Below are 23,976 nucleotides of genomic sequence, written 5' to 3'. Positions count from 1 at the left end.
CGCTCATACCGCCACGGGCTTGGGCCTCCATGCGCCAAACAAGGCCGCCGCCGCGATTGCAATGATCCCAAGCCATGACAGTGGCGTCGGCAAATGGCTGAACAACAAAAGATCAAACAGCATCGCCCAGATCAACCCCGTGTAGTCAAACACCGCCAGCGCAGATATCGGACTGCGCGCCACCGCCTCGGTCGAGGCAATATGCGCAAGACCACCAAGCAGCCCCGCCCCGATCAGCAGTGCCCAGACCGATGACGTCAGCGTCAGCCAGCCAAACGGCAGCGTCGCCAGACCGATCACGCTACAGGTCAGGGCAAAGTAAAACGCAATCGCCGCCGGGGTCTCATTGCGGGTCAGCGCTTTGACATGCACCCGCACCACCGCCATCGTCAGCGCATAGGCAAGCCCTGCCCCGATCCCCCAAAGAGCCCCCTGTCCCGGTGTCTCAAGCGCGTCCCACAAAAAAGCAACCGCGCCCAGCAGCCCCAAAATCGCGCCAAGAATGACCGGAACGCTCAGACGTTCTCCGAGAAAATGCGCCGCCAGTGGCAACGTCAGAACCGGCGCGAGGTAACTCAGCGCCTGAGCATTCGCCACCGGCAACCAGATCAGGGAGGCGAATGAACATAGCATCGCAAAGGCCCCAAAAAGGCTGCGCAGGATATGCCCGCGCGGATTGCGAGTGCTGAGTTGTGCCCTCAGGCCCGCCTGCGCGCCACGCCGAAGCGCCGCATAGATGGTAATCGGCACTAAGGCCACCGCCGAGCGCCAGAATATGATCTGCCCCAGTTCAGCCTGTTGCCCAACCGCATGGATCAGCGCTGACATTGCGGTGATCAAAAACACCGCCAATATCCTCAACCCAAACCCATAATGTAATGAAGACGTTACCCCAGAGATCGCGGCATTGGTCACATTGCAAATCCAGACCTAAAATGAATTCCCCCGGAGGGCTTAATCCTCGTAGGGCCAGATTTCTTGACCAAGCCCCTCGATTGCCAGCACGATCCGCTCAAAACTGTCGCGCGCACGGCCCACGCTGTGACGGGCGCGCAGGTATCCGTGTACCAGTCCCGCCTCATTGATCCACTCTGCCAAGCCCCCTGCGGCGTGGATCGCATCGCGATAAGCGCGGCAATCATCGCGCAGCGGGTCGCAATCGGCTGAAAACATCACCGTTGGCGGCAGCCCTGCAAAATCGCTGTCCTGCAATGGCGCATAGGTGGGGTCATTTTGCACCTCGGTGCCGCCGCTGCGAATGCCTGCATAGAATTTGACATCCTCAAGCGTCAGCATCGGCGCCTGCGCATGTTCTGTATAAGAGGGCAAAGCATGATCGCCACCAAGCCCCGGATAGATCAGCACCTGCCCCAGAACGTCATCTATGCGGCCCCGCGCGTGCTGCGCGACACAGGCGCTGAGCATGCCGCCCGCACTGTCGCCTGCCAGCACCACCCCGCCCTCATAGGTCTTGGCGATCCATTCCAGAACCGCCCATGCGTCATCAAACTGCGCCGGGTGCTCATGTTCGGGGGCCAGCCGATAATCCACCGAGACCACGCGATACCCGGTCTGCTCGCAAATTTCAGAACACACATCGTCGTGGCTGTTGAGGTCGCCCACCACAAAACCGCCGCCATGGCAGTACATCACAGTGCGGGTTGGATCGCCCGCCTCATAGATACGCACGGAAACGGTGCCGACGATGTGCTCGCTCACCTCGACCACGGCAGAGCGCGGTTTGCGAAACGCCGCGGCCATTTTGTTATAGACCTCGCGCTGCTCATCAATGGAGAGATCCACAGAGTCCTCCGGGTAATGCCGGCCCGTCTCCCGGATAAAGGCCCAGGTCTCTTCGTCGATCAGCTTTTCATAATCCATCACACTCACCGTCGCTGGTGTCACTCAGATGGAGCCTAGGACCGCAAAAGCCTGTTGAAAACGGCAAAATGCAAAAAGCACGCCAAACGTGGCGTGCTTTGCAATCTCATCGGGCTGGCTCGGTTGGGTTCAGGCTTTGGCCTCTTCCCACGGGCGGGTGTAGACCGACAGAACATTGCCCACATCCTCGGCGCTGCTGCCGTTCAGGACAATCTGCGCCACCAGACCGCGTTTCTTGTCATCAATCACAGACCCCACCCGCGCATTGAGGCCCGCGCTCTCCAACGCCCCATCATAGATGCGAGTGATTGCATGGCGGCGCAGGTCGGGTTTGAAAATCTTGCCCACTGCGGTCTTGGGCAGTTCGGGCATGATTGTCATGTGTTTCGGGATTGCAGCGCGCTCCCGGACGTGGCGCTTGCAGTATTCCAGCAGTTCCTCTTCGGTGGCCGTTGCGCCATCCACCAGTTCGACAAAGGCACAAGGCAACTCTCCCGAATGCGCGTCGGGCTGGCCAATGGCCCCCGCAAAGGCCACCGCATCATGACCCAGCAGCGCTTCTTCGATGTCGGCGGGATCAATATTGTGACCGCCGCGAATGATCAGATCTTTGGCCCGCCCGGTGATCCAGAGGTAGCCATCGGGATCGACCCGCCCCAGATCGCCGGTGCGCAGGTATTTCTCCTGATAGTAGAGGTCGATGTTCTTGTCGGCCTCGGTATAGGTGTGGCCCGCAAACACGCCGGGGGTGGAGACGCAAATCTCACCGATTTCATCCGCGCCGCATTCCTGCATCCCGTCTGGGGTGCCCTTGACGATCTTCACATCGCAGTAGGGGAAGGGAATCCCGATGGAGCCCACCTTCTTTTCGCCCTCAACCGGGTTACAGGACACCAGACAGGTCGCCTCGGTCAGGCCGTAGCCTTCGACAATTGTGATGCCCGTGGCTTTTTCAAAACGGCGGAACAGTTCCAGCGGCAAAGGCGCAGAGCCCGAAAACGCGGTTTTTACGGTCGAGACATCCGCATTCACAGGCCGCTGCATCTTCGCCGAAATCGCCGTGGGTACGGTGATGATAAAGGTGATCTTCCAACGCTCGCAGAGCTTCCAGAAGTTGTCAAAGACGCCATCCCCGCGATAGCCCTGCGGCGTCGGGAACACCACATGCGCGCCAGAGGCCACCGCCGCCATCACGATCACATGGCAGGCAAAGACGTGAAACAGCGGCAGCGGGCACATGATGTTGTCTTCTTCGGTGAACAACAGCGTATGCCCCAGCCAGCCATTGTAAATCAGCCCCTCATAGGTGTGCTGCGCAACCTTGGGCATGCCGGTGGTGCCGCCGGTGTGGAAATAACACGCCACCCGGTCGCCATCGCTGTCGGCAAATGTCAGCTCGGTGGGCTGCTTGGCCAATTCACGGTTGAAGTTCTTGTAATCCGCATGGGCATGGGCCTTGTTCACCTTGGGGCGAATGAGCGGCACAATCCATGATTTTGGCGGCGTCAGATAGCGGTTGAGATCCACCTCCAGCACGGTTTTGACGTTGGGCGCATGGGCCACCGCCTCGGCCACTTTTTGTGGCACGTCGGTCTTGGGAAAGCCCTTGAGCGTCACCACCACCTTAGCCCCGGTTTCGCGCAGGATGGATGCGATCTGTTCCGGCTCCAGCAGCGGGTTGATCGGGTTCACAATCCCCGCCACCGCACCGCCCAAGAGGGTGATCAGCGTCTCATTGGCGTTGGGCAGCACATAGGCCACAACGTCCTTTTCGCCGATCCCAAGCGAGCGAAACAGATTGGCGGCCTGACAGGTCTTTGCCTTAAGCTCCCGCCACGTCAGGGTTTCCGCCTTATCGGTGGGGCCGGAAAAGATCTGATAGCTGACCGCGTCATTGTTCGGAAAACGCTCAGCCGTGCGTGACAGCAGACCATAGAGCGTACGTGGAACGTCGCGCTCCGCCCAGGTGCATTCCTGTTCGATCGCCGCGACATCCGCCACCGTTGCAAAAGTCATTCAAGTTCCTCCCCTGGGGCGGATCGGCATATGCCAAGCGCCCCCAATCGTCAATTTCGCAAGTCACAGGCACATCAGGCGACCCCGCCGTTTTCAACGCAATCGCAGCCCGTGCATCTGAGCCTAATTTGTTCCTCTGAGCCAAGATGATTGGAATTTGAAGACCACGCAAGCGAGACCGTAAATTCACGTAAGGGAACGCTCAAAGTGACGCTGCGCTATTTTGACCGGATCGCGGTCACGCAGGCGCATCACCCCCGGCTGGTGTGGCCGCAATCACCCGGATCTCGACCAATGCCCCCTCTCGTCTCAGTCCCGCAACCTCTACCGCGGTCCATGCGGGATATGGCGCGCGGACGTAGTCAGACCGGACCTCGTTGAACAAATCGAAATGTTCCCGCAGGCCCAGATGATAGCTCGTCATCTCCACCACAGCGCCAAAATCCAGCCCCGCTTCCCCCAGGACAGCCGCGACCTTGTCAAAGGCTTGCCGGAACTGCTGCTCCGGTGCGTCCGGCATGGTTCCATCCGGGCTGCTGCCGGTCATACCCGTCACAAAGACATGCCCGGCGGACAAAACGCCGGGCGACAGTTTGAGCGCCGCCACGGCCCCCTCTGCGCCTTCTGGAATTAGGGACTGATGTGTCATTTGCCTGCTCCTGCTGAACTCCGTCCTCGCCCGCCCAAACATCTGGCAGGGGACGTGTTCAGCATAGCAAGACTGTCAAGCCTGCGCCTGCCCGTCGGTAAACTGCAGACGCGCCAGACGCGCATAAAGCCCGCCCTCTGCCACAAGGCTCTCATGGCTGCCCACGGCAACAATGCGCCCCTGATCCATCACCACGATACGGTCCGCCTTTTTGACCGTCGCCAAACGGTGTGCCACCACAATGGTCGTACGGTCCCGGCTCAGGTCATCAAATGCCGCCTGCACCAGACGCTCGCTCTCGGCATCCAGCGCCGAGGTCGCCTCATCCAGCAAAAGCACAGGCGCGTCGCGCAGGATCGCACGCGCAATGGCGATGCGCTGCTTTTGCCCGCCCGACAGCATCACGCCCCGCTCGCCCACATAGGCGTCATAGCCTTCGGGCAGGTTCATGATGAATTCATGCGCGGCAGCGGCTTTGGCGGCAGCTTCGACCTCTGCATCCGTCGCATCGGGGCGACCAAAGCGGATGTTGTCACGCGCGGTAGCGGCAAAGATGATCGGGTCCTGCGGCACCAGCGCGATATGACGACGGAAGACATCCCGCATCAGCGCTGTCAGCGGCACACCGTCCAGACGCACCTCGCCCGATTGCGGATCGTAAAACCGCTGGATCATCTGGATGATCGTGGTCTTGCCCGCCCCCGACGGGCCGACAAAGGCAACCGTTTCCCCCGGCTGAATGGTCAGGTTCACCTGATCCAGCGCCGATGTATCTGGCCGCGACGGATAGGTGAAAGAGACATTATCAAACCTCAACTCACCGCGCACAGGTTCCGCCAAGGTCTGCGACTGCACCGGGTCGCGCACACTATCGTCGGCCTGCAACAGCTCCACCAGACGCTCCGTTGCGCCTGCGGCACGTTGCAGCTCGCTCCAGATTTCCGAGAGCGCCGCGACAGAGCCTGCCACCATCACCGCGTAGATCACAAATTGCACCAAGGCGCCCTCGCTCATGGAGCCAAAGCGCACATCATTCGCCCCGATCCACAACACGCCGACGACGCCGGAAAACACCAGAAAGATCACAATCACAGTGAGCCACGCCCGCGTCTGGATGCGCCGTTTGGACACCTCATAAGAGGTCTCGGTCATCTCAGAGAAATGCTGGCGGCTCAGATCCTCATGGGTAAAGGCCTGCACGGTCTGCACCGCGCCCAGAGCCTCGCCCGCATTGCCCGAAGAAGCGGCGATCCAGTCCTGATTTTCCTTTGAAATTGCCCGAAGACGACGGCCCAGAAACAGGATCGGCACGATCACCGCAGGCACGATCAACAGCACCAGCGCCGTGAGCTTGGCCGAGGTCAACAGCATCAAGACCAAACCACCGAGGAAAATCAACAGGTTGCGCAGCGCAACAGAGGCAGAAGAGCCCAGCACCGATTGAATAAGCGTGGTGTCGGTGGTGATGCGGCTCAGCACCTCGCCGGTCATGATGCGCTCAAAAAACGCCGGGCTCATGCCGATGATCCGGTCAAACACCGCCTTGCGGATGTCGGCGACCACCCGCTCGCCCAGTTTCGTCACCAGCGCGTAGCGCAGGCCCGTGCCAAAGGCCAACAGCGCGGCCATAATCATCGCCGCCGTAAAATACTGGTTCAACAATGCGGCATCGGTGATGCGAAAGTTATCAACCACCCGCCGCACGGCCAGCGGTAGCGACAGCGACACGCCTGCAGTCAGTGTCAGCGCGCCAAGTGCGGCAAAAATCATGCCGCGATATGGGCGCATAAACGGCCAGAGCGCCTTTAGAACTCCAATTCGGCGCGAGGTTTCGCGTTCCTCGTTGCCGCCCGCATTTTGCACTGCACGTCGTGCCATGAGCGCTCCTTTGTTCGCCGCCTGAAGTCTGGCGCGCAAGGCGCACCCGTTTAGTGCGTGTCATGGCCCTGCACCACAGGCAGGTCAAGGCTGCATTCTCGGCAAGGCTGGGAACAATCGACGCAGCCGCAGGATAACAAACAGGACCCAACCGAGGAAAAAGTGCCACACCGGCAATGGTTTATCCCCTGTTTTACAGCTAGCCCCAATCAAAGATCCTGCGCGGCGGCCCCCCGTGGGGAATGCACCGCGCGCTATATTTCCGGCCCAGCCGGGACAGAGCCAACGGGGGGACTTCCCCCCGAGACCTAAAGGGATGCGCTCAGGCTCAGTTTCGTGTAAAAACCCCCAAACCGTTCAAAATATACATATTATTCAATTACCTAACAGCCATTTCTGGCCTGCAAAAGGACTACACAAAGATGAAGGTATTTCTCGGCATCCTTGCAGGGGTTTTGGTAGTTGCCATACTGGTGGTGGAATGGGGTTTATGGGTCTTAAGCGGCTCCCCGGCACCCAATATTCCACCTGCCCGAACTCCCGCTCCAGCGGGATTTGATGCCTCTGCATATCAGGACATGGACTCTGTAGTATCGACCGAGGATGCAGATGTCCGGGTCCTCTCCAGCGATATAGGCTTTCGTGAGTATTACACAATCCCAGATCTGGGAGTCACTTACCTGATCCTCTCGACCGCCGAGGGCAAGGAACGTTTTATATTCCTCAACGCACAGGGACAGGAGATCGGAGAAATCATCGATCAGCCTCAGGCATTTCCGCTGGGTCGATACATCGTGACGCTGGATGGGTATTATGCCGTTTCACCCCAGAGCGTGACTGAGCGTCTTCCATATGTTGATGTCGAAGCGCCCTCTGCCGCTGACCTCAAAGCAATGGCCGAGGAAAGCACCCACTATCGCTCCTACTCACATACAGATCTGCCGGGAAATGACCTTGCAAAGGGGATCAATCGCCAGATGCATGTCATGCTCCATGATGGCGTCTGGAAGCGGTTCACCACCCCGGAGCCGCAGCTCACGGATTGGAAAGGGGCAGATTTTCCGGGTCTCATGCAAACATATATCGCCTATCGGTCTGGCTACGGACCCAGTGTCGACAATACCGGACGCCGGCGTTTCCGCGTGGAACTCACGCATTTCGACCAGAATGAATTCCTGCCGCGTCGCGGTGCAGCTTTTGGTAGCCCGACGGGTCAAGGACGTCAGGCGCAATGGATTGGCACAGGGTATTACACAGTATTCATCGACGACAAACCTGTGCTGCGCTTTAAGCTCAACAATGATCGCGAATACATCGGCAGAAAGGGCACGGATCTGTTCACGGGTTACAGCCCTGAGGGTGCGTTCATCATACTCGAGAAGATATATCGCAATGGCCAGAAGCAAGCGCTGATCGTGCGGGATGCGCGATTAAACGAGCGCTGAGCCAGTGCGGCGTTCCCTGCCCGTTTCATTCCATACGCCATCCCGGAGACCGGAATGCTCGACACCAGACATCGCCTAAAAAATTGACACGTTTAAAATGTTAAGTGAAGTTCGCTTTGCGTGGGCGGTCTAAACGCCGTTATTAATTTCAAAATCATGATTTAGCCATATTTTCACGCAAGGAGAGATTCGAAATTTGCTGTATGTAGGCCTGCGTGAGGAGTGTCAGGACGTTCAGCGTAAGGAGAGAGCGAATGCTGAAGATCTCGCCTGAACTTGCGATATCCGTGGCCGCTCAGAATGATCTGGTGCGCGCGGATCTCCCTACCCGCTTTGCCTCAATCACCATCGTCTCTCTGTTATCGCTGTTTTTCCTGCCCGCGACAGTGCTTGGGGCGGTCTATCTCGCTTATGCGGTGACTGAGATCGTTGGTGTCTTCGTCTATCGCATGCTGGCAAGGGAAGTGACCTGGCGCGGGATTGTGCTGTTTAGCACTTCTGCCTTCCTCGGGGTCTGGATCTTCAATCTGATCCCGTTGCTGTTGTTCCTTGAGCAAGATCCCTTCCTCAAAATGATCGGAGCAATGTTGCTGATCATCGCGCTCAATCATTGCGTGGTGGCCCGCGCGACGTGGATATTCTTCGGTTTTTTGACCACACTCCCGATCATTTGCGTGGTCGGGTTCATCATCGTCAGCTTCCTGAGAGAGTTTGCGACTCCGGCTGAGATGGCGACCACGGCGATCATCACTGTGATCGGTGCCGCCTACATGCTCCATGCCCTGTGGACCCAGCATCGGTTGACCGCACGCCTGCGAGCGGCGCTGGAGGAAGCAGAAGCCGGTAGCCGCGCCAAGAGCCGGTTCCTCGCCGCCATGAGCCATGAGATCCGAACGCCCCTCAACGCGATCTGCGGCATGTCGGAACTCATCGACGAGGAAAACAAGGATCGCCCGCTGCTGCAGGAGCGCAGCAAGCTGTTGCGCACATCGGCGCTGGCACTGGCGGGCATTCTCGATGACGTGCTGGATCATGCGAAGATCGAGGCCGGGCTGATGGAGTTGAGCCTGGCGGCTGCGGCACCGGCGGTAGAGATCCGGAGCGCCATAGAGATGTTCCGTGCCTCGGCCGAGGACAAGGGGTTGCGGCTCGAGTTCACCATAGACGAGAGCCTGCCGGCCTACGCCGAATGCGATGCCCTTAGGCTGCGCCAGGTCATCGGCAACCTGTTGTCGAACGCCGTCAAATATACCGACACGGGTCAGGTGACGGTGCATGCCAGCGCCGTGACAGAGGGCGATCACGCGATTATTGAGGTCAAGGTCGCAGACACCGGGCGCGGGATGACGCCGGAGCAGACCGAACGGCTATTTCAGGACTTTTACCGGGCGGTTGACAAGAATGCGCCCACCGTGCCCGGCACTGGGCTGGGCCTGTCGATTGCCCGGCAGTTCGCGCGCATGATGAACGGTGACATTACCTTGACCACCAGCCCGGCTAAGGGCAGCTGCTTCACCTTTACGTGCCGCGTGCAGGTTCTGGAGATGACGGCCCTCTCTGGCACCAATCCGCCCAACCAAGATACGATCTTCACCGACCTCGGGGTGCGGTCCATCCTGCTGGTGGATGACACCGCCTCCAACCGACTGGTGGTACGCTCCTTCCTGAAGGACTTTGATCTTGACCTCATAGAGGCCTGCAACGGCGCCGATGCGCTTGCCATTCTCGATCATTCCTCCGTGGATCTGGTTCTGCTGGACATGAAGATGCCTGTGATGGATGGGCAGGACACCCTGTTGGCCATGACCGCGCGCGGCGGGCGGATTGCCGCGACTCCGGTGGTGATGTTGACCGCAAATGCTGCGCCCGAGGATCGCGAACTGTTTCTGAGCTTGGGCGCGGTCGGCTATATCGCCAAACCGGTCCGCAAGGCACAGCTGCTCGCAGAAATCCAACGTGTCGCCGCAGCCCATGGTCATAAGCCAATCGAGACCAGACAGAGCGCGCGCACGGGCACCTAAATGCCGCGCGTACGCCGACCTCTCGGGTCGATCATCCCCCCAAAACAATGCCAAGACCTGCCTCTTGGCCGCCAAATCTCCGTCATTAACGGTTAATTTACCGACTCACCTAAAAGTTGATTAAAATTATTGAAACTGCCGCAGCTGACCTTGGGCGCTGCGGGAAAAGGCGTGGCGATCCATGCAGTCAACTGAAATCACTTTTGATAACTTGGGCGAAACTGGCGACTTGTTCACTGCCCTTCTGCGCGCGCGCTATCACCATTTCATCATGGTGCGCGGCTGGCCGATGCCGAATGTGCGGGGTCTGGAGTTCGACCAATACGACACACCGGAAAGCGTCTATTGCGCCATCCATGATGAGGCCTCGGTGCAAGGTGGCTTTCGCATAACACCAACCACTGCGCGATGCATGAACTCCACCTACATGCTGCGCGACGCACAGCGTGGCCTGTTGCCAGATCTACCGCGGGATGTGCTCGACACAGAGGCACCGCAAGATCCCCATATCTGGGAGGTCAGCCGGGTCTTTGTCTCCGACCGCCTGAAGAGCCGTGAGCGCATGCTTGTACGAAACGCCATGGGGCGCAGCTTTGCGCAGCTTTCACAGAAATGGCGCATCAACGCTTTTCTCTGCCTGACCTCCGTGACATCCGCGCTGTTGACCCGGCGCTCTGGCCTCGAGCTGACGCCAGCCGGTCCTCGCTTTGACGCGGCTGGAGAGATCTGCCAAGCCTACCACCTGAAGGTGCGCAGCCGCACTCCCGCAGGACTGCCTCAGATGCGGGCTGAGGGCATTCGCAACGCGGGCTAGGAAATATGCCGACCGGGGGCTATTCAGTCGTGTTTCTCTCGCAAGCCCCTCGCCTCTGCCGTCTCGGTGACGGATGCTCCGACGCCCGATCATGAAAAGAATCCTTGCATTGTTGCGGCAAAACGACCATCTGTGGCTGGCTAACGTTTCTTCTCTTCGAATCTCTGCTCCCGTGAAAACGGTATCGGTTGGTCGACTTGGATCAACTTTTGCCGACCTGTCGCAATTCTGCGGACAGATTTTTTAGGAGATTACGGATATGGCCAATGGCACCGTGAAATGGTTCAACTCTACCAAAGGCTTCGGCTTCATTCAGCCTGAAGATGGCACTCAGGACGTGTTCCTGCACGTGTCCGCAGTTGAACGCGCTGGGATTAACCGCATCGATGACGGTCAGAAAGTGACCTACGACCTCGAAAGCGGTCGTGACGGTCGCACGTCTGCCAGCAATCTGGCACTCGCTTGATAACCATTGCTGGGGAGAAGGACAGATGACCGACGCCCCAGCAAACAAAGACAGCGTGGATATCTTCGGGTATCTATCTGTATCTGCAGCAAAATCAAAAACTGCGGGTGCACTGTCTTCGGCTGATAGAACAACTCAAATCGTCAAGCGACTGCAAGACGAGGAAGCCAAAGCAAACGCAGAAAAGACCGCACGTCTTAGAGCGTTTCGGAAAAAGAGTGTTCAAAAATCGGGGGAGTGATCCGCTCCCCCTATTGCTTCCTTGCACTGCGAGAGCATGTGCAACGTGCAAATCCCTCCAAGCAAATGCGTTGAGTGGCCCCACCTTGAACAAGGTGATCGCTCCGCACCTCGCTTGGAGAACCTGTGGCGAGGCCCGCCTCGCCACAGGCGCTTGCAAGACATTGCAGCTCCCCACCCCGAAGTTCTGCAGCGCGTTCATCGCGTGGCGCGAGCGTGCGGCCTCCCACCGATGAGATTGCTTGGTGTGTTCCTTGGCTACATGTGAGCGCCATCTCAATCTACCCTCCATCACGTCAAACACATCCGCTCGCTGCAAAACAGACCATCCACGGCCACACGCAGGCCAAGACCTCGGAGGTCTACACAATAGGTGTGGAACGGTGGCGTCTGGCAAAGGATGCCATGGCCAAATTGGAGGGGCTGGATTGGTAGATGTGTCCCACGGGGCTTTTGAACGCGGGACAAATCACCCCTTAAGAGGCTGATATACCTAGCATTTGAGGGAGGATTTGGAGCGGGTAGCGGGAATCGAACCCGCACCTTAAGCTTGGAAGGCTCTTATGATACCATTTCACCATACCCGCTTCGTAGACCGTGGTGTATGTGAAGGATTTTTGGCCGTCAACCACATATCCGGGATTTTTGCACCTTGCAGCCGCCAAAGCGCCAGCCACACGGGCTTGCGCCAGCTGCGCGACGCAGATCAAACCGCAGTATTTCCACCGCTGGCCCTTTCCCAAGTGCAGGCGGCGATCTAAGTTCTGGGTCTCAAAGCAGTTTTAGGACCCACATGAGCGCGCGCCCCAGCATTGCCATTCTCACGTCGCACGGCCAGCCTTCTGCGCCGCCGCCGCCGGAAATCCATCTCGCTGCGGTGGCCGCAGCGGTGCAGGATCATCTGCCGGGGTGGGATGTGCGGTCCGCGACCCTCTCATCCAAAGGCTTCCTTGAGGCCGCCATGCGCGAAGATGGTGCGGTGATCTACCCGTTTTTTATGGCGCGCGGCTGGTTCACCGGCAAGGTGCTGCCCGGCAGGCTCTCCGGCTGGCGCTACCATATGGCGACGCCCTTTGGGCTGGACCCCGCGCTCCCTGATCTTACGGTGGCGGCAATCCGCGCGGAACTGGCACGTCGGGGCTGGCAGCCCGAGGCCTCCGAGATCTTGCTGGCCGCCCATGGTTCTGCGCGCGGCCCCAAAGCCGCCGAGGCCGCCGAGGCTTTTGCCGCCAAGCTCCGCCCTGCCCTGCCCGGCCTGCGCCTGATCACCGGGTTTGTCGAGCAATCGCCCTTTATCGCAGAGGCTGCGCGGGACTGTGGCCCCCAAACCCTCTGCCTGCCTTTCTTTGCGCAATCAGGCGCCCATGTGCGCCACGACATTCCCGAGGCCCTCGCCGAGGCCGGTTTTCAAGGCGACCTGCTGCCGGTCCTCGGTGCCCTGCCCGATGTGCCACGCCTGATCGCCAACGCCATCGAACGGGCACAGGGGGCCGAGATGTCGCCGGTCGATATCGACTAGAGATTTCGCATACACCAAGTGCCGCGCCCCTATCGGCGTCACAACATGTGTCTCAATCAGTGTAACATCGTGCAGTTATGCTACTGCAGTACCTTGCAATTCTGCCTCGAACGGCTGCTATCAGAGATGCCAAAACTGCGTATAACTTGTGTCGACTTAGACAGCGCTGTAATGGCTGCCATATTTGGTGCCGATCAGAGGCTATAGAAACGTGCGCATTATTAAATTCCTTATCGCAAGCCTCTTTTTACTACAGCCCGCGTACGCGGATGTTGTTGAGGTGCCCCTGCTATCCGATGGAACGGTGAACCTTGATGCGGTGATGTCGACCCTGAATTTCGCGTTCCCCATCCATTCAGATGGAGCGCTTCCTACTGATTTCACTGGAGAGATGCTCGGAGAGAAGTTTTCAGGGCGTGTGATTGACGTTGACTCAAAGCAAAGCTTTACCCTCGCGATTGATGCTCCGACACATTCCGAGCACGGGAATTTTTTGATTGCAGTATTGGCGACCGACATCATCTGTCTACGGAGCGGATCTTCACCTGGTCCCGTGCTTTGGAAGGACACAAGAAAACGTGCTGGCACGATTTGGGAGGTCTCTACCTCCTGTGCTAGCGCAACTGATTGAGCTCACTTAACGTGAGTTCCATTTCCAAGGTCATGCCTTTGAGGGCCAACCTCTAAAATCAGCTCCGTCCGCAACCTGTGAACTCAGTTTTCAAAATTGAATGACCACAACACGGAGGTGGGGTGTCGGCCCTGCCGCTTCTGCTGTGTAAAATCGGGTTATGTCCATCACTCCCGCTGCGCCCCTTTTCAATTAGCATGGCTTTGCCCCCTCTCGCGTACGCGACAGTCAGTTCCATCTGACATTCAACCGCCTCTCGCCCGCAGCCTTTGCCCGCCTCTGTCGATAATTTTTGATCAAATTCTCTTGCCAGAGCCATCTGGCCGCGCCAATGTGTCTTTAGCAAGACAAGGAGCACGCGCATGGACCTCTCTGCGCTCAGAACGATCCGCATCGCCGCCTGTGACCTCAATGGACAGATGCGCGGCAAACGACTTCCCGCTGGCATGGCGGCAAAACTGGGCGAAGGCTCGGCCCGGATGCCGTTCTCGGTCCTCAACGTCGACATCTGGGGCCGCGACATCGAAGACAGCCCGTTGGTGTTTGAAACCGGCGATGCCGATGGCATCCTGTTGCCCACCAAACGCGGCGCGGTGCCGATGCCCTGGCTTGCGACCCCTTCGGCGCTGGTGCCGATGAAGATGGTGCATGAGGACGGTCGCCCCTTCCTTGGCGATCCGCGTCAGGTGCTGGCGCATGTGCTGGACCGCTACACCGAAAAAGGCTGGCAGGTGGCCGCCGCGACGGAACTCGAATTCATCCTGATCGACGACGCCGGCACCGAACCGCTGCCGCCGATTGACCCCCTCACGGGGCGCGCGCTCGATCAGCAATCGGTGCTCTCGATTGCGGAACTGGACGCCTATGACGACTTCTTTACCGATCTTTATGACGGAGCCGAGGCGATGGGCATCCCGGCACAGGATGCAATTTCCGAGGCCGGTCTGGGCCAGTTTGAAATCAACCTGACCCATCAGGACGCCATGCGCGCCGCCGATGACACATGGCTCTTTAAGGCGCTGGTCAAAGGGGTCGCGCGCAAACATGGCTTTGCCGCAACCTTTATGGCCAAACCCTACGCTGAGGAATCCGGCAACGGCATGCATGTGCATTTCTCGGTTGTGGATCGCGACGGCAACAACATCTTTGACAATGGCGGCCCCGAGGGCACGCCTGCGCTGCATGCTGCCGTGGCGGGCTGCATCAACGCCATGCGCGACAGCACGCTGGTCTTTGCCCCGCATGGCAATTCCTACGACCGTCTGGTGCCCGGCGCCCATGCCCCGACCTCTGCCGCCTGGGCCTATGAGAACCGCACCGCCGCCATTCGTATTCCCGGTGGCAGCCCCAAGGCGCGGCGCATCGAGCACCGGGTCTCGGGCGGCGACATCAACCCCTATCTGATGCTGGCAACCGTCCTTGGCGCGGCCCTCATCGGCATGGAAGATGGCGCAACACCCCCGCCCCCCTCCGAGGGCAATATCTACGACATCGAAGGCCTGCCGCAGTTGGCGGGCAGTTGGGCCGAGGCGATTGACCTCTTTGAAAACAGCCCCCTCATCGCGCGCATCCTGCCGCCAATGGCGATCCGCAATCTGGTGATGACCAAACGCCAGGAACTCCTTGGCTTTGCCGAGCGCCCGGCAGAGAGTCATTGGCTCTCGTGGCTGGAGGCCGTATGAGGCAGGGAGAGACCTCTGTGTCCTGCCCTTGTATTTTGATCATATTTGGTGACCTATGAAGATCGGCATCCTGCAAACCGGCCACGCTCCAGACGAACTGAAATCCGCCTCCGGGAACTACGATGAAATGTTCCGCACGCTCCTTGATGGGCATGGGTTCAGCTTTGACACCTATCCGGTGCTGGATGGCGTGTTCCCCGATGGCGCGGAGGCGGCGGATGGCTGGCTGATCACCGGATCAAAACATGGCGCTTACGAGGATCACGACTGGATTCCCCCGCTCGAAGATCTGATCCGCGAGATCCACGCGCGCAAGATGCCCTTGGTGGGGGTCTGCTTTGGCCATCAGATCATCGCGCAGGCCCTTGGCGGCAAGGTGGTGAAATATGATGGCGGCTGGAGCGTCGGCCACACCGAATATCGCCTGCATGGCGCACCGGTGCAGCTGAATGCCTGGCATCAGGATCAGGTGGTGGAGCTCCCCGCCGAGGCCCGCGTGATCGGCAAGAGCGATTTCTGCGCCAATGCCTTTCTGGCTTATGGCGACCACATCTGGACCTCGCAGCCGCACCCGGAGTTCGAGAACGCCTTTGTCGACGGGTTGTTGCGCACCCGTGGCAAGGGCGTGGTGCCCGATGAACAACTCAACGCGGCCGGGGCTTCCCTCGACCGCCCCACCGATTCCAACCTAATAGCCAACGAGATTGCCGACTTCTTCAAGAAAGTGAGGACCTGATGCCCACCCCGACGCGCTGGCAAGAGCAACTGCCCGAAGCAGCCAAGACCTATCTGGAGGGCCGTCGTCTCGACGAGGTTGAATGCGTTATCTCAGACCTGCCGGGCATCGCCCGAGGCAAGGCGGTGCCAGCGTCAAAATTTGCCAAGCAGGACTATTTCCACCTGCCCGACAGCATCTTTTACCAGACCATCACCGGCGACTGGGCGGATGCCGCGGACGAGGATGGCTGGATCGAAAAGGACATGATCCTGCGCCCGGACATGAGCACCGCCACAGCGGCTCCATGGACCGGCGACTGGACGCTTCAGGTGATCCACGACGCCTATGACCGCGACGGCGACCCGATCCCGTTCAGCCCGCGCAACGTGCTGAAACATGTGGTTGGCCTCTATGAGGCGCAGGGCTGGAAACCCGTGGTGGCGCCTGAGATGGAATTCTATCTGGTGGCCCGCAACGTCGATCCTGCCCGCGACATCCAGCCGATGATGGGCCGCTCTGGCCGTCCGGCGGCGGCGCGTCAGGCCTATTCCATGACCGCCGTGGATGAGTTTGGCCCGGTGATCGACGACATCTATGACTTTGCCGAGGCGCAAGGCTTTGAAATCGACGGCATCACCCAAGAGGGCGGCGCGGGCCAGTTGGAAATCAACCTGCGCCACGGTTCTCCGGTGAAGCTCGCGGATGAGGTGTTTTACTTCAAACGTCTGATCCGTGAGGCGGCGCTGCGCCATGATTGCTTTGCCACTTTTATGGCCAAACCGATCGCGGATGAGCCGGGCTCTGCCATGCATATCCACCATTCGGTGATCGACATTGAGAGCGGCGAGAACATCTTCTCCGGACCGCAAGGTGGCGAAACGGATGCGTTTTATCACTTTATCGCGGGGCTTCAGAACCACCTGCCCGCCGGACTGGCGGTGATGGCGCCTTATGTGAACTCTTATCGGCGCTATGTGAAAAACCACGCAGCCCCGATCAATCTGGAATGGGCGCGGGATAACCGCACCACCGGCATTCGGGTGCCCCTGTCCAGTGCCGCCTCGCGCCGGGTTGAAAACCGCATCGCAGGGATGGATTGCAACCCCTACCTCGGCATCGCGGTGTCGCTTGCCTGTGGCTATCTCGGGCTGATGGAAGAACGCCGCCCCACCCGCCAGTTCAAGGGCGATGCCTATGAAGGCGAAGGCGATTTCCCACAAGTGATGGGTCAGGCGCTTGATCTCTTTGAGGAGTCAAACGCCCTGCAAGAGGTGCTCGGCCCCGAATTCGCCCGCGTCTACAGCACGGTGAAACGGGCCGAATACGAGGAGTTCCTGCAAGTGATCTCGCCGTGGGAGCGCGAGCACCTGCTGCTGAACGTCTGATCCATTGGTGCTGCGTCCAGTCTCGGGCGCGGCACATTGGATATTTAAGAGAAGCTGAAAGACCAGCCCCCTGCGATCAATTTCCAGGGGTGGCAGACCCATGAGGCCGACCCGATGGCGCTGAACCTTCTGCACGCAAACGACCGCCCCGGCAAATATCCCCAAAGCTGGTATGCCGCCACCGCGACGCCGGGGGTGCATTACCCCTCGCTTTCGGGCGGGGTGCGGGCGGATGTCTGCATTGTGGGCGCGGGCTACACGGGGCTTTCCGCAGCGCTGCATCTGGCCGAAGCAGGACGCTCGGTGGTGCTGTTGGATGCGCAGCGGGTGGGCTTTGGGGCGTCGGGGCGCAACGGCGGCCAGCTTGGCTCTGGCCAGCGTCAGGACCAGGAAGCGCTGGAAAAGATGGTGGGGCAACAGGATGCCACCCATCTGTGGGCCTTGGGCGAAGAGGCCAAGGATCTGGTGAAATCCCTGATCGCCAAGCATCAGATCGACTGCCACCTGAAACCCGGCGTCGCCTGGACCGCCGAGAGCGCGCGGGACGTGCGACATCTGCATGACTATGGCCACCATCTTCAAGACCGCTATGGCTATGATCAGATTGAGATCTTAGATCAAGACGCCTGTCATGCCATGTGCCCCTCACCCGCCTATAAGGGCGGCATTCTGGACCATGGTGCGGGGCATCTGCATCCGTTGAATTTTGCTCTCGGTCTGGCCCGCGCAGCAACTGCCGCAGGCGCGCAGATTTATGAACGCAGCGAAGTCTTTGCCATCGAGGACGGCCCGCAGGTCGAGGTGCGCACCGGCGAGGGCACCGTGCGCGCCGATCATCTGATCCTCGCCTGTAATGGCTATCTTGGCGGCCTGAACGAACAGGTCGCCGCACGGGTGATGCCGATCAATAATTTTGTCGCCGCAACCGAGCCTTTGGGCGATGCCGCAGCGCAGGTTCTGGCCCGTGACGTGGCGGTAGCGGACAGCAAATTTGTGGTGAATTACTTCCGCCTCAGCCATGACAAGCGGCTGTTGTTTGGCGGCGGCGAGAGCTATGGCTACCGCTTTCCCAGCGATATTGCCGCCAAGGTGCGCGGCCCCATGAGCGAGATCTTCCCGCATCTTCGCGATGTAAAGATCGACTACGCATGGGGCGGCACTCTTGGGATCACTATGAAACGGCTGCCCTATCTGGCGCGGGTCTCGCCGCGCATCCTGTCGGCCTCTGGCTATTCCGGGCATGGGGTGGGCACGGCCACCCACGCGGGCCGTCTGATGGCCGAGGCCGTTGCTGGCCAAAGCGACGGGTTCAACACCATGGCCCGCATTCCCACCACGCCATTTCCTGGCGGTGCGCGTATGCGCTCGCCGCTGCTGGTGCTGGCAATGACGTGGTTTTCGCTGCGCGACCGGCTTGGGGTCTGATCCGACCTGTCGCGAGAGCCTTACCCGCTGTTTTAGATATTCGGGTGCGCTGGCCACAGGTCTAAATGTTCGGTGGACTCTGCCCAGAGTTTTAAATGTCCGGGGGCTCTGCCCACAGTTTTAAATGTTCGGGGGCTCTGCCCCCGGGGACCCCCGAGGTATTTCCGAAAAGATGAAGCAGACCTAAATCCAGCGAATCTGGTTTATTGCTCAGTGGGCCGCCTGCCGCACTTTGAAGGCAAAAACCTCCGCCTGAAGGCAACAGTTTCGTGAAATTCCTGCCAACTAAACCCCTGAGTACAGGGGAATCCTTGGCTTCCTTGCGCCATTGTTTTATAATTTTGAAAAGGTAAATTCAGGATTTTGAAATATGAAGCAGGCATCCTCCCCCCAAGTCCCGAACACCGAGGTTCCAAATGTGCATCAGGGCGAGCCAATCCCTGAGTCTGCGCGCGAAGCGATCGAGGCTTTGATGCAATCGGGCGATCTGTTTCGCTATACCGCGCCGCAGGATGCGCCGGTGTCGCTGCTTGAGACAGAGTTTGCCGAGCTTTTGGGGTCAAAATACGCGCTGGCGGTGTCGTCCTGCTCGGCGGCGCTGTTTTTGTCGCTCAAGGCGCTGGACCTGCCCCGGGATGCGCGGGTCTTGATCCCCGGTTTCACCTTTGCGGCGGTGCCATCGTCTGTTGTCCATGCAGACTGCGTGCCGGTGCTCTGTGAGGTGGGCGAAAACTACCGCATCAATATGGCCGACTTTGAGGCCAAGATTGATCAGGACATCGCGGCGGTGATCATCTCGCACATGCGCGGTCATACTTCGGATATGGATGCGATCATGGCGCTCTGTGAGGCGCGCGACATCCCCGTGGTCGAGGACGCGGCCCATTCGCTCGGCACCACTTGGCATGGGCGCAATATCGGCACGCTTGGTAAGGTCGGGTGTTTTTCGTTCCAATCCTACAAGATGCTGAACGCCGGCGAAGGCGGTATTCTGGTCACCAATGACGCCGATGTGGTGGCGCGCGCGGTGATCATGTCCGGCGCGTATGAGCACAACTGGCAGAAACACAAACCCGCCCGCGGCGACAATGGCACCGCGCTGGCCGAGGCTTTTGGCCGCTGGCAGAACCTGCTGCCGCTTTATAACCTGCGGATGAGCAACCTTTCGGCCGCTGTCATTCGCCCCCAGATCCCGGAGCTGGCGCGCCGGGTCGCGGATGGTCTGAAGAACCACGACTATGTGGCGGCAAAACTGAATGCGCATGCCAATTTCCACGTCCCCGCGCCTTTGGTGCCAGAACGGCGCGCCCCGGATTCGATCCAGTTCAATCTGGTCGGCATGGATGATGCGCAAATCGAAGCCTTTGCGCAGGCCACCGCAGCCAAAGGTGTGAAGGTCCAGATCTTTGGCCGCTCCACCGACAATGCTCGCGCGTTCTGGAACTGGCAGTTTCTGAAGGATCTGCCCGAGCTGCCCGAAACCCGCGCCATGCTGATGCGCGCCTGTGACGTGCGCCTGCCGGTGCGGCTGACGCAGGGGGAGCTGGATGTGATTGCACAGATCCTTTTGTCCTCGGTCGAGGAAACCATGGCCCGCGCTGCGGCGGCCTGACCGATCGGTCAGCCTCTCAAATTCCTCAGGGTCGCGTGAAGACGCGGCCCTTTCTTTTTGACCGGCCTGTGCCACCTGCCCCCGCCGCGCGTCAGCGCGGCGCCCGGACCAACTGGCGGCGCCACATCTTGATGTGGCGCCGCTGGGCGGGAGCGCTCCCGCGCAGCGGCAGGACATCAAAGATGTCCTGCAGCCCCTTGGGCCGGGCAGCGCGCCTGCGGCGCGCTGCCCTCCTCCCAGATTTCACCGAACCACAAAAAAGCCCCGGATAATCCGGGGCAATCTTATCTCAGGTGGCACACAGCCGCTTAGCTGAGTTTGGAGAGCTTTTCCTGCAACTCCGCCAACTGGCGTTTGATGGCGCTGAGGTCTTCTTCGCCCTCGGTGCCTGTGCCTTCTTCACCGCCACCGGTCCAGCCGCCGCCAAAGCCGCCTGTCATTGCCTTCAGGAACGCTTCTTGTTGGGCTTTCATCGCCTCGAACCCCGGGATCTGCGCCATCGGGTTCATGGCGTTCATATTCTCCATCATCTTCGACTGGCTGTCGCGCAGCATATCGAATGACGCCTGCAAGAACTGCGGCATCACCCCGCCGCCGGGCACCATATAGCTGCGCACCAGATCATTGAGCACATTGACCGGCAGCACGTTTTCGCCCCGGCTCTCATGTTCCGCAATGATCTGCAGCAAATACTGGCGGGTCAGGTCATCGCCGGTCTTCAGGTCGAGGATCTGCACCTCGCGCCCGTCGCGGATAAAGCCCGCGATATCTTCCAGCGTCACATAATCGCTGGTCTCGGTGTTGTAGAGCCTGCGGCTGGCATAGCGTTTGATGAGCAGAGGCTTATCCTGTTCCGCCATTCTCTTTTCCCCCGGAATTCTGCGCGTTGCAGAAAATCCTAGGCGAGCCGCTCACAAAAAGAAAGTGCTGAAAGCAAAAGGAGATGCCCCCATTGCCACCACATTGGCCGCTCAGACGGTGCTGCGCCTGCGATATCGCATTGGTCAGCACCTCTTTCTCGACAAAAAACTTTCGAATCGAGGCCACGGGGATCGATCTTTTGGCGAGGCCCCGGTCGATTATCGCCGCGACAACGGTGCAGACCATTTCACCTATATGGACAGCCCGCCGCCGGGCGCGGTGGATGCTCACCCGGATCGTGCCGCTTTTTTGCGTGAACTGGCCTCAGACCTGCGTGCATTTGCCAAAAGCTAGCCCCCAATGCCCCCCTTACAACCAATCGGGCACCACCACACTCTGCGTTGGTGTCCCAAATGACCGTGTTGCCGCCGAAATTATTGAACCGCCCACCAGCAACAGTCCGGTGAGCGGGATAGAACCGACCTTCGGCACGCCCTTGCGAGCATGCCGATGCCGTCGGTAACATTACGTCATTCAGCAAGAATGCGTGTGATCAGGTCAAGGGTCGCGCGGACCCGCGCTTCGTTGGGGTAGTTGCGGTTGGCAAGGACCACGACCCCCAGATCTTTGCGAGGGACCAGAGCAATATATGCACCGAACCCGTTCGTGGCGCCCGTCTTGTTCAGGATGATATCCTCATCGGACTGACCTGCCACCTCATGCATCGGTTGGGGATTGAGGATGAAGTCATAGCCATTCCCCTCCACCATGCGTTCCGGTGCGACAGGCCAGGGATAAGCCTCCCAGATCATGGCCTGCGTATAAAGTCGCGTCTGGAACTGCCCCTTCTGAGTGCGAGACACCGCATTTCGGATTTCAGGAGAGACATCCCCCTTCGCAAGCTCGACGTCCAGAAGTGTCAGCATGTCACGCGCAGAGGACTTTACACCATAGGCTTCATCGTCAAGAACGCCGGGTGTGACACGGATTGGCGCATTCGTTTTCCGGTCGTAACCATATGCGTAAGAGGCCGCCGCGCCCTCGGGAACATCGATCCACGTATTCGTCAGTCCGAGCGCGGGGAGGAGATCCGTCTGCAGGGCATCAGTATAGCTCATGCCTATCGCGTCGGAGGTGATGCGCCCCAGCAGGCCAATGCTGATATTGGAGTAGCTGCGCGCGCCCGGTTCAGATGGCTGCCAGTTTCCCAGCCAGTCCACCAGTTGATCGACATCTGCCACCTCACTTGGAACCTGCAAGGGCAAGCCACCGGAATGATGCGTTGCAAGATCCATCAGCGTCAGCTCCCCTGCCGGTGACCCTTGCAGGGCCGGAAGGTAGGTCGAGACCGGCGCATCAAGCGACAGCTTTCCCCGCTCCTCGGCCAAGGCCGCCAACGTGGCATTGAAAATCTTACTGATGGAGCCCAGCTCGAACAGCGTATCAGGCGTCACAGGCCGCTGGTCCTCGCGCGAGGCCAGCCCGGTTTGATAGAACTGGTGCTGCCCATTATGGGTTACGCCCACGATCAGGCCGGGAATATCGTAGTCCGCGATTACACTCTCAAAGCTTGCGGCGGCGTCAGTTTCAAACCTCTGCTGGCTGTCTTGCGCAAACACTGGGCTAAACGAAGCTGTCACGATCAGGGTGGAGAGGAGGAAGTTGCGTTTCATGTCTGGTCCATTTCAGTTTTCGAGGCTGAAATATCCGCAGCGGCGCGCAATAAGAAGACGACAACATATTGACCTGCATATAAGCTCAGCTCATGCCAGATCGTCCCGACCTTCCCCTGAATGCCTTGCGTACCTTTGAGGTGGCCGCACGTCAGGGCAGCTTTACCCGCGCCGCCATAGAACTTCGCGTGACGCAAGCGGCGGTCAGTCACCAGATCGCGCGGCTGGAGGATGTGCTGCGCGTGACCCTGTTCCACCGCACCCCGGCGGGGCTGGTCATGACCGACGCCGGACAGGCGCTGTTCCCGGTGATGGAGCGGGGGTTGGACGACATTGCCCGCGTGCTCGACCGCGTTGCCGGTGGCCCGCCGACCGAAATTCTCAACATCGGCGCCGTGACAACCTTCGCCGTGGGGTGGCTCATTCCCCGGCTTCAGGCCTTTGATCGGGCACATCCCGGAATCACGCTGCGTCTGTCCACTCACAACAATCGCGTGGAAATCGCCCGCGAGGGATTGGATGCCGCCATCCGCTTTGGCGACGGCCAATGGCCGGGGGTCGAAGCCTATCACATCATGGATGCGCCCATGGCGCCGCTCTGTTCCCCCAATCTGGACATCCAGACCCCGGCGGATATGCGCAAGCACACGCTTTTGCGCAGCTACCGAGCCGATGAGTGGTCCGCTTGGTTCGCGCAGGCCGGAGAGGCCTGTCCTTCCCTCACAGGGCCGGTTCTGGACAGCTCGCTTGGGCTGGCGGATGTTGCCGCCGAGGGCTTCGGCATGGCGCTGTTGCCTGTGTCGATGTTCCAACACCATCTTTATTCAGGTCGGTTGGTGCGCCCATTCCCAACGACCGTGACACTCGGGAGCTATTGGCTAACCGTGCCCAAAGATCGCCGGATAACGAGTGCTGCAAAGATACTGCTGGATTGGATGCAAAATGAAGCGGGCGATCCCCAACGTGGTGAATGATTAGATCCGGCTTGGCCTCAATCCCCTCGTCGCGTGACACATGAACGCCGACCGACAATATCGCCTCGGCATAGGTCAGACGGCAA

General features: G+C 59.5%; 21 protein-coding genes and 1 tRNA gene. 14 read left to right on the top strand and 8 right to left on the bottom strand.

Going from position 1 to position 23,976, the window contains the following annotated elements:
- Positions 1–3: 3 nt before the first annotated feature.
- From K529_RS05045 to K529_RS05025, 5 genes are all read right to left on the bottom strand, one after another.
- On the bottom strand, positions 4–846 hold the full coding sequence (locus K529_RS05045) for a DMT family transporter (RefSeq protein ID WP_005628629.1): 843 nt from the start codon (positions 844–846) through the stop codon (positions 4–6).
- Positions 847–954: 108 nt separating this feature from the next.
- Positions 955–1,881, bottom strand: a complete 927-nt coding sequence (locus K529_RS05040) for an alpha/beta hydrolase (protein ID WP_005628627.1) — start codon at positions 1,879–1,881, stop codon at positions 955–957.
- 129 nt (positions 1,882–2,010) lie between these two features.
- A complete protein-coding gene (locus K529_RS05035) occupies positions 2,011–3,897 on the bottom strand; it encodes an acyl-CoA synthetase (protein ID WP_005628625.1) in 1,887 nt (628 codons plus the stop codon).
- 238 nt (positions 3,898–4,135) lie between these two features.
- A complete protein-coding gene (locus tag K529_RS05030) occupies positions 4,136–4,546 on the bottom strand; it encodes a RidA family protein (RefSeq protein ID WP_005628623.1) in 411 nt (136 codons plus the stop codon).
- Positions 4,547–4,621: 75 nt separating this feature from the next.
- Positions 4,622–6,424 carry an ABC transporter transmembrane domain-containing protein gene (locus K529_RS05025; RefSeq protein ID WP_005628621.1) on the bottom strand — a complete coding sequence of 601 codons (1,803 nt, stop codon included), beginning with the start codon at positions 6,422–6,424 and terminating at the stop codon, positions 4,622–4,624.
- A 422-nt stretch (positions 6,425–6,846) separates the two neighbouring features.
- On the opposite strand from K529_RS05025, the gene K529_RS05020 reads away from it, so the two are divergent.
- The 5 genes from K529_RS05020 (at position 6,847) to K529_RS05000 (ending at position 11,411) form a co-directional block, all read left to right on the top strand.
- On the top strand, positions 6,847–7,869 hold the full coding sequence (locus tag K529_RS05020) for a hypothetical protein (RefSeq protein WP_005628619.1): 1,023 nt from the start codon (positions 6,847–6,849) through the stop codon (positions 7,867–7,869).
- A 254-nt stretch (positions 7,870–8,123) separates the two neighbouring features.
- A complete protein-coding gene (locus K529_RS05015) occupies positions 8,124–9,890 on the top strand; it encodes an ATP-binding protein (RefSeq protein ID WP_005628617.1) in 1,767 nt (588 codons plus the stop codon).
- Between the two features lie 181 nt (positions 9,891–10,071).
- On the top strand, positions 10,072–10,704 hold the full coding sequence (locus K529_RS05010) for an acyl-homoserine-lactone synthase (RefSeq protein ID WP_005628615.1): 633 nt from the start codon (positions 10,072–10,074) through the stop codon (positions 10,702–10,704).
- A 259-nt stretch (positions 10,705–10,963) separates the two neighbouring features.
- On the top strand, positions 10,964–11,170 hold the full coding sequence (locus K529_RS05005; RefSeq protein WP_005628613.1) for a cold-shock protein: 207 nt from the start codon (positions 10,964–10,966) through the stop codon (positions 11,168–11,170).
- 25 nt (positions 11,171–11,195) lie between these two features.
- Positions 11,196–11,411, top strand: a complete 216-nt coding sequence (locus K529_RS05000; RefSeq protein ID WP_005628612.1) for a hypothetical protein — start codon at positions 11,196–11,198, stop codon at positions 11,409–11,411.
- A 512-nt stretch (positions 11,412–11,923) separates the two neighbouring features.
- Here the strand turns inward: K529_RS05000 and K529_RS04995 are convergent.
- A tRNA-Gly gene (locus tag K529_RS04995) sits at positions 11,924–11,997 on the bottom strand.
- Positions 11,998–12,203: 206 nt separating this feature from the next.
- Here K529_RS04995 and K529_RS04990 point away from each other — a divergent pair.
- The 7 genes from K529_RS04990 (at position 12,204) to K529_RS04960 (ending at position 20,382) form a co-directional block, all read left to right on the top strand.
- Positions 12,204–12,929 carry a sirohydrochlorin chelatase gene (locus K529_RS04990; protein WP_046002012.1) on the top strand — a complete coding sequence of 242 codons (726 nt, stop codon included), beginning with the start codon at positions 12,204–12,206 and terminating at the stop codon, positions 12,927–12,929.
- Positions 12,930–13,140: 211 nt separating this feature from the next.
- Positions 13,141–13,560 carry a hypothetical protein gene (locus K529_RS04985; protein WP_005635050.1) on the top strand — a complete coding sequence of 140 codons (420 nt, stop codon included), beginning with the start codon at positions 13,141–13,143 and terminating at the stop codon, positions 13,558–13,560.
- A 362-nt stretch (positions 13,561–13,922) separates the two neighbouring features.
- Positions 13,923–15,242 (top strand): glutamine synthetase family protein, encoded by a 1,320-nt coding sequence (locus K529_RS04980; RefSeq protein ID WP_009176278.1) that lies wholly within the window; start codon positions 13,923–13,925, stop codon positions 15,240–15,242.
- Between the two features lie 55 nt (positions 15,243–15,297).
- Positions 15,298–15,978, top strand: coding sequence for a type 1 glutamine amidotransferase (locus K529_RS04975; RefSeq protein WP_005652898.1), 681 nt, complete (start codon positions 15,298–15,300; stop codon positions 15,976–15,978).
- A complete protein-coding gene (locus K529_RS04970; protein WP_005652901.1) occupies positions 15,978–17,345 on the top strand; it encodes a glutamine synthetase family protein in 1,368 nt (455 codons plus the stop codon). The genes K529_RS04975 and K529_RS04970 overlap by 1 nt, the downstream gene beginning before the upstream one ends.
- A 114-nt stretch (positions 17,346–17,459) precedes the next feature.
- Positions 17,460–18,770 carry an NAD(P)/FAD-dependent oxidoreductase gene (locus K529_RS04965; RefSeq protein ID WP_005652904.1) on the top strand — a complete coding sequence of 437 codons (1,311 nt, stop codon included), beginning with the start codon at positions 17,460–17,462 and terminating at the stop codon, positions 18,768–18,770.
- 370 nt (positions 18,771–19,140) lie between these two features.
- Positions 19,141–20,382, top strand: a complete 1,242-nt coding sequence (locus K529_RS04960; RefSeq protein WP_005652908.1) for a DegT/DnrJ/EryC1/StrS family aminotransferase — start codon at positions 19,141–19,143, stop codon at positions 20,380–20,382.
- Between the two features lie 308 nt (positions 20,383–20,690).
- Here K529_RS04960 and phaR read toward each other — a convergent pair whose 3' ends face one another.
- Positions 20,691–21,242, bottom strand: a complete 552-nt coding sequence (gene phaR, locus K529_RS04955) for a polyhydroxyalkanoate synthesis repressor PhaR (protein ID WP_005638403.1) — start codon at positions 21,240–21,242, stop codon at positions 20,691–20,693.
- Between the two features lie 64 nt (positions 21,243–21,306).
- Here phaR and K529_RS04950 point away from each other — a divergent pair, with 64 nt between their 5' ends.
- Positions 21,307–21,597 (top strand): hypothetical protein, encoded by a 291-nt coding sequence (locus K529_RS04950; RefSeq protein WP_005638400.1) that lies wholly within the window; start codon positions 21,307–21,309, stop codon positions 21,595–21,597.
- Between the two features lie 176 nt (positions 21,598–21,773).
- Here the strand turns inward: K529_RS04950 and ampC are convergent, their stop codons facing one another.
- Positions 21,774–22,916 (bottom strand): class C beta-lactamase, encoded by a 1,143-nt coding sequence (ampC, locus tag K529_RS04945; RefSeq protein ID WP_005638398.1) that lies wholly within the window; start codon positions 22,914–22,916, stop codon positions 21,774–21,776.
- Between the two features lie 92 nt (positions 22,917–23,008).
- Between ampC and K529_RS04940 the strand changes: the two genes are divergently transcribed.
- The gene (locus K529_RS04940; RefSeq protein ID WP_005638395.1) at positions 23,009–23,890 is read left to right on the top strand and encodes a LysR family transcriptional regulator; all 882 of its coding nucleotides are present in this window, start codon (positions 23,009–23,011) and stop codon (positions 23,888–23,890) included.
- Positions 23,891–23,976 lie beyond the last annotated feature (86 nt).

The organism is Tritonibacter mobilis F1926 (genome assembly GCF_000376545.2).
GTDB lineage: Bacteria > Pseudomonadota > Alphaproteobacteria > Rhodobacterales > Rhodobacteraceae > Epibacterium > Epibacterium mobile.
This window is presented reverse-complemented; position numbering and strand designations above follow the sequence as displayed.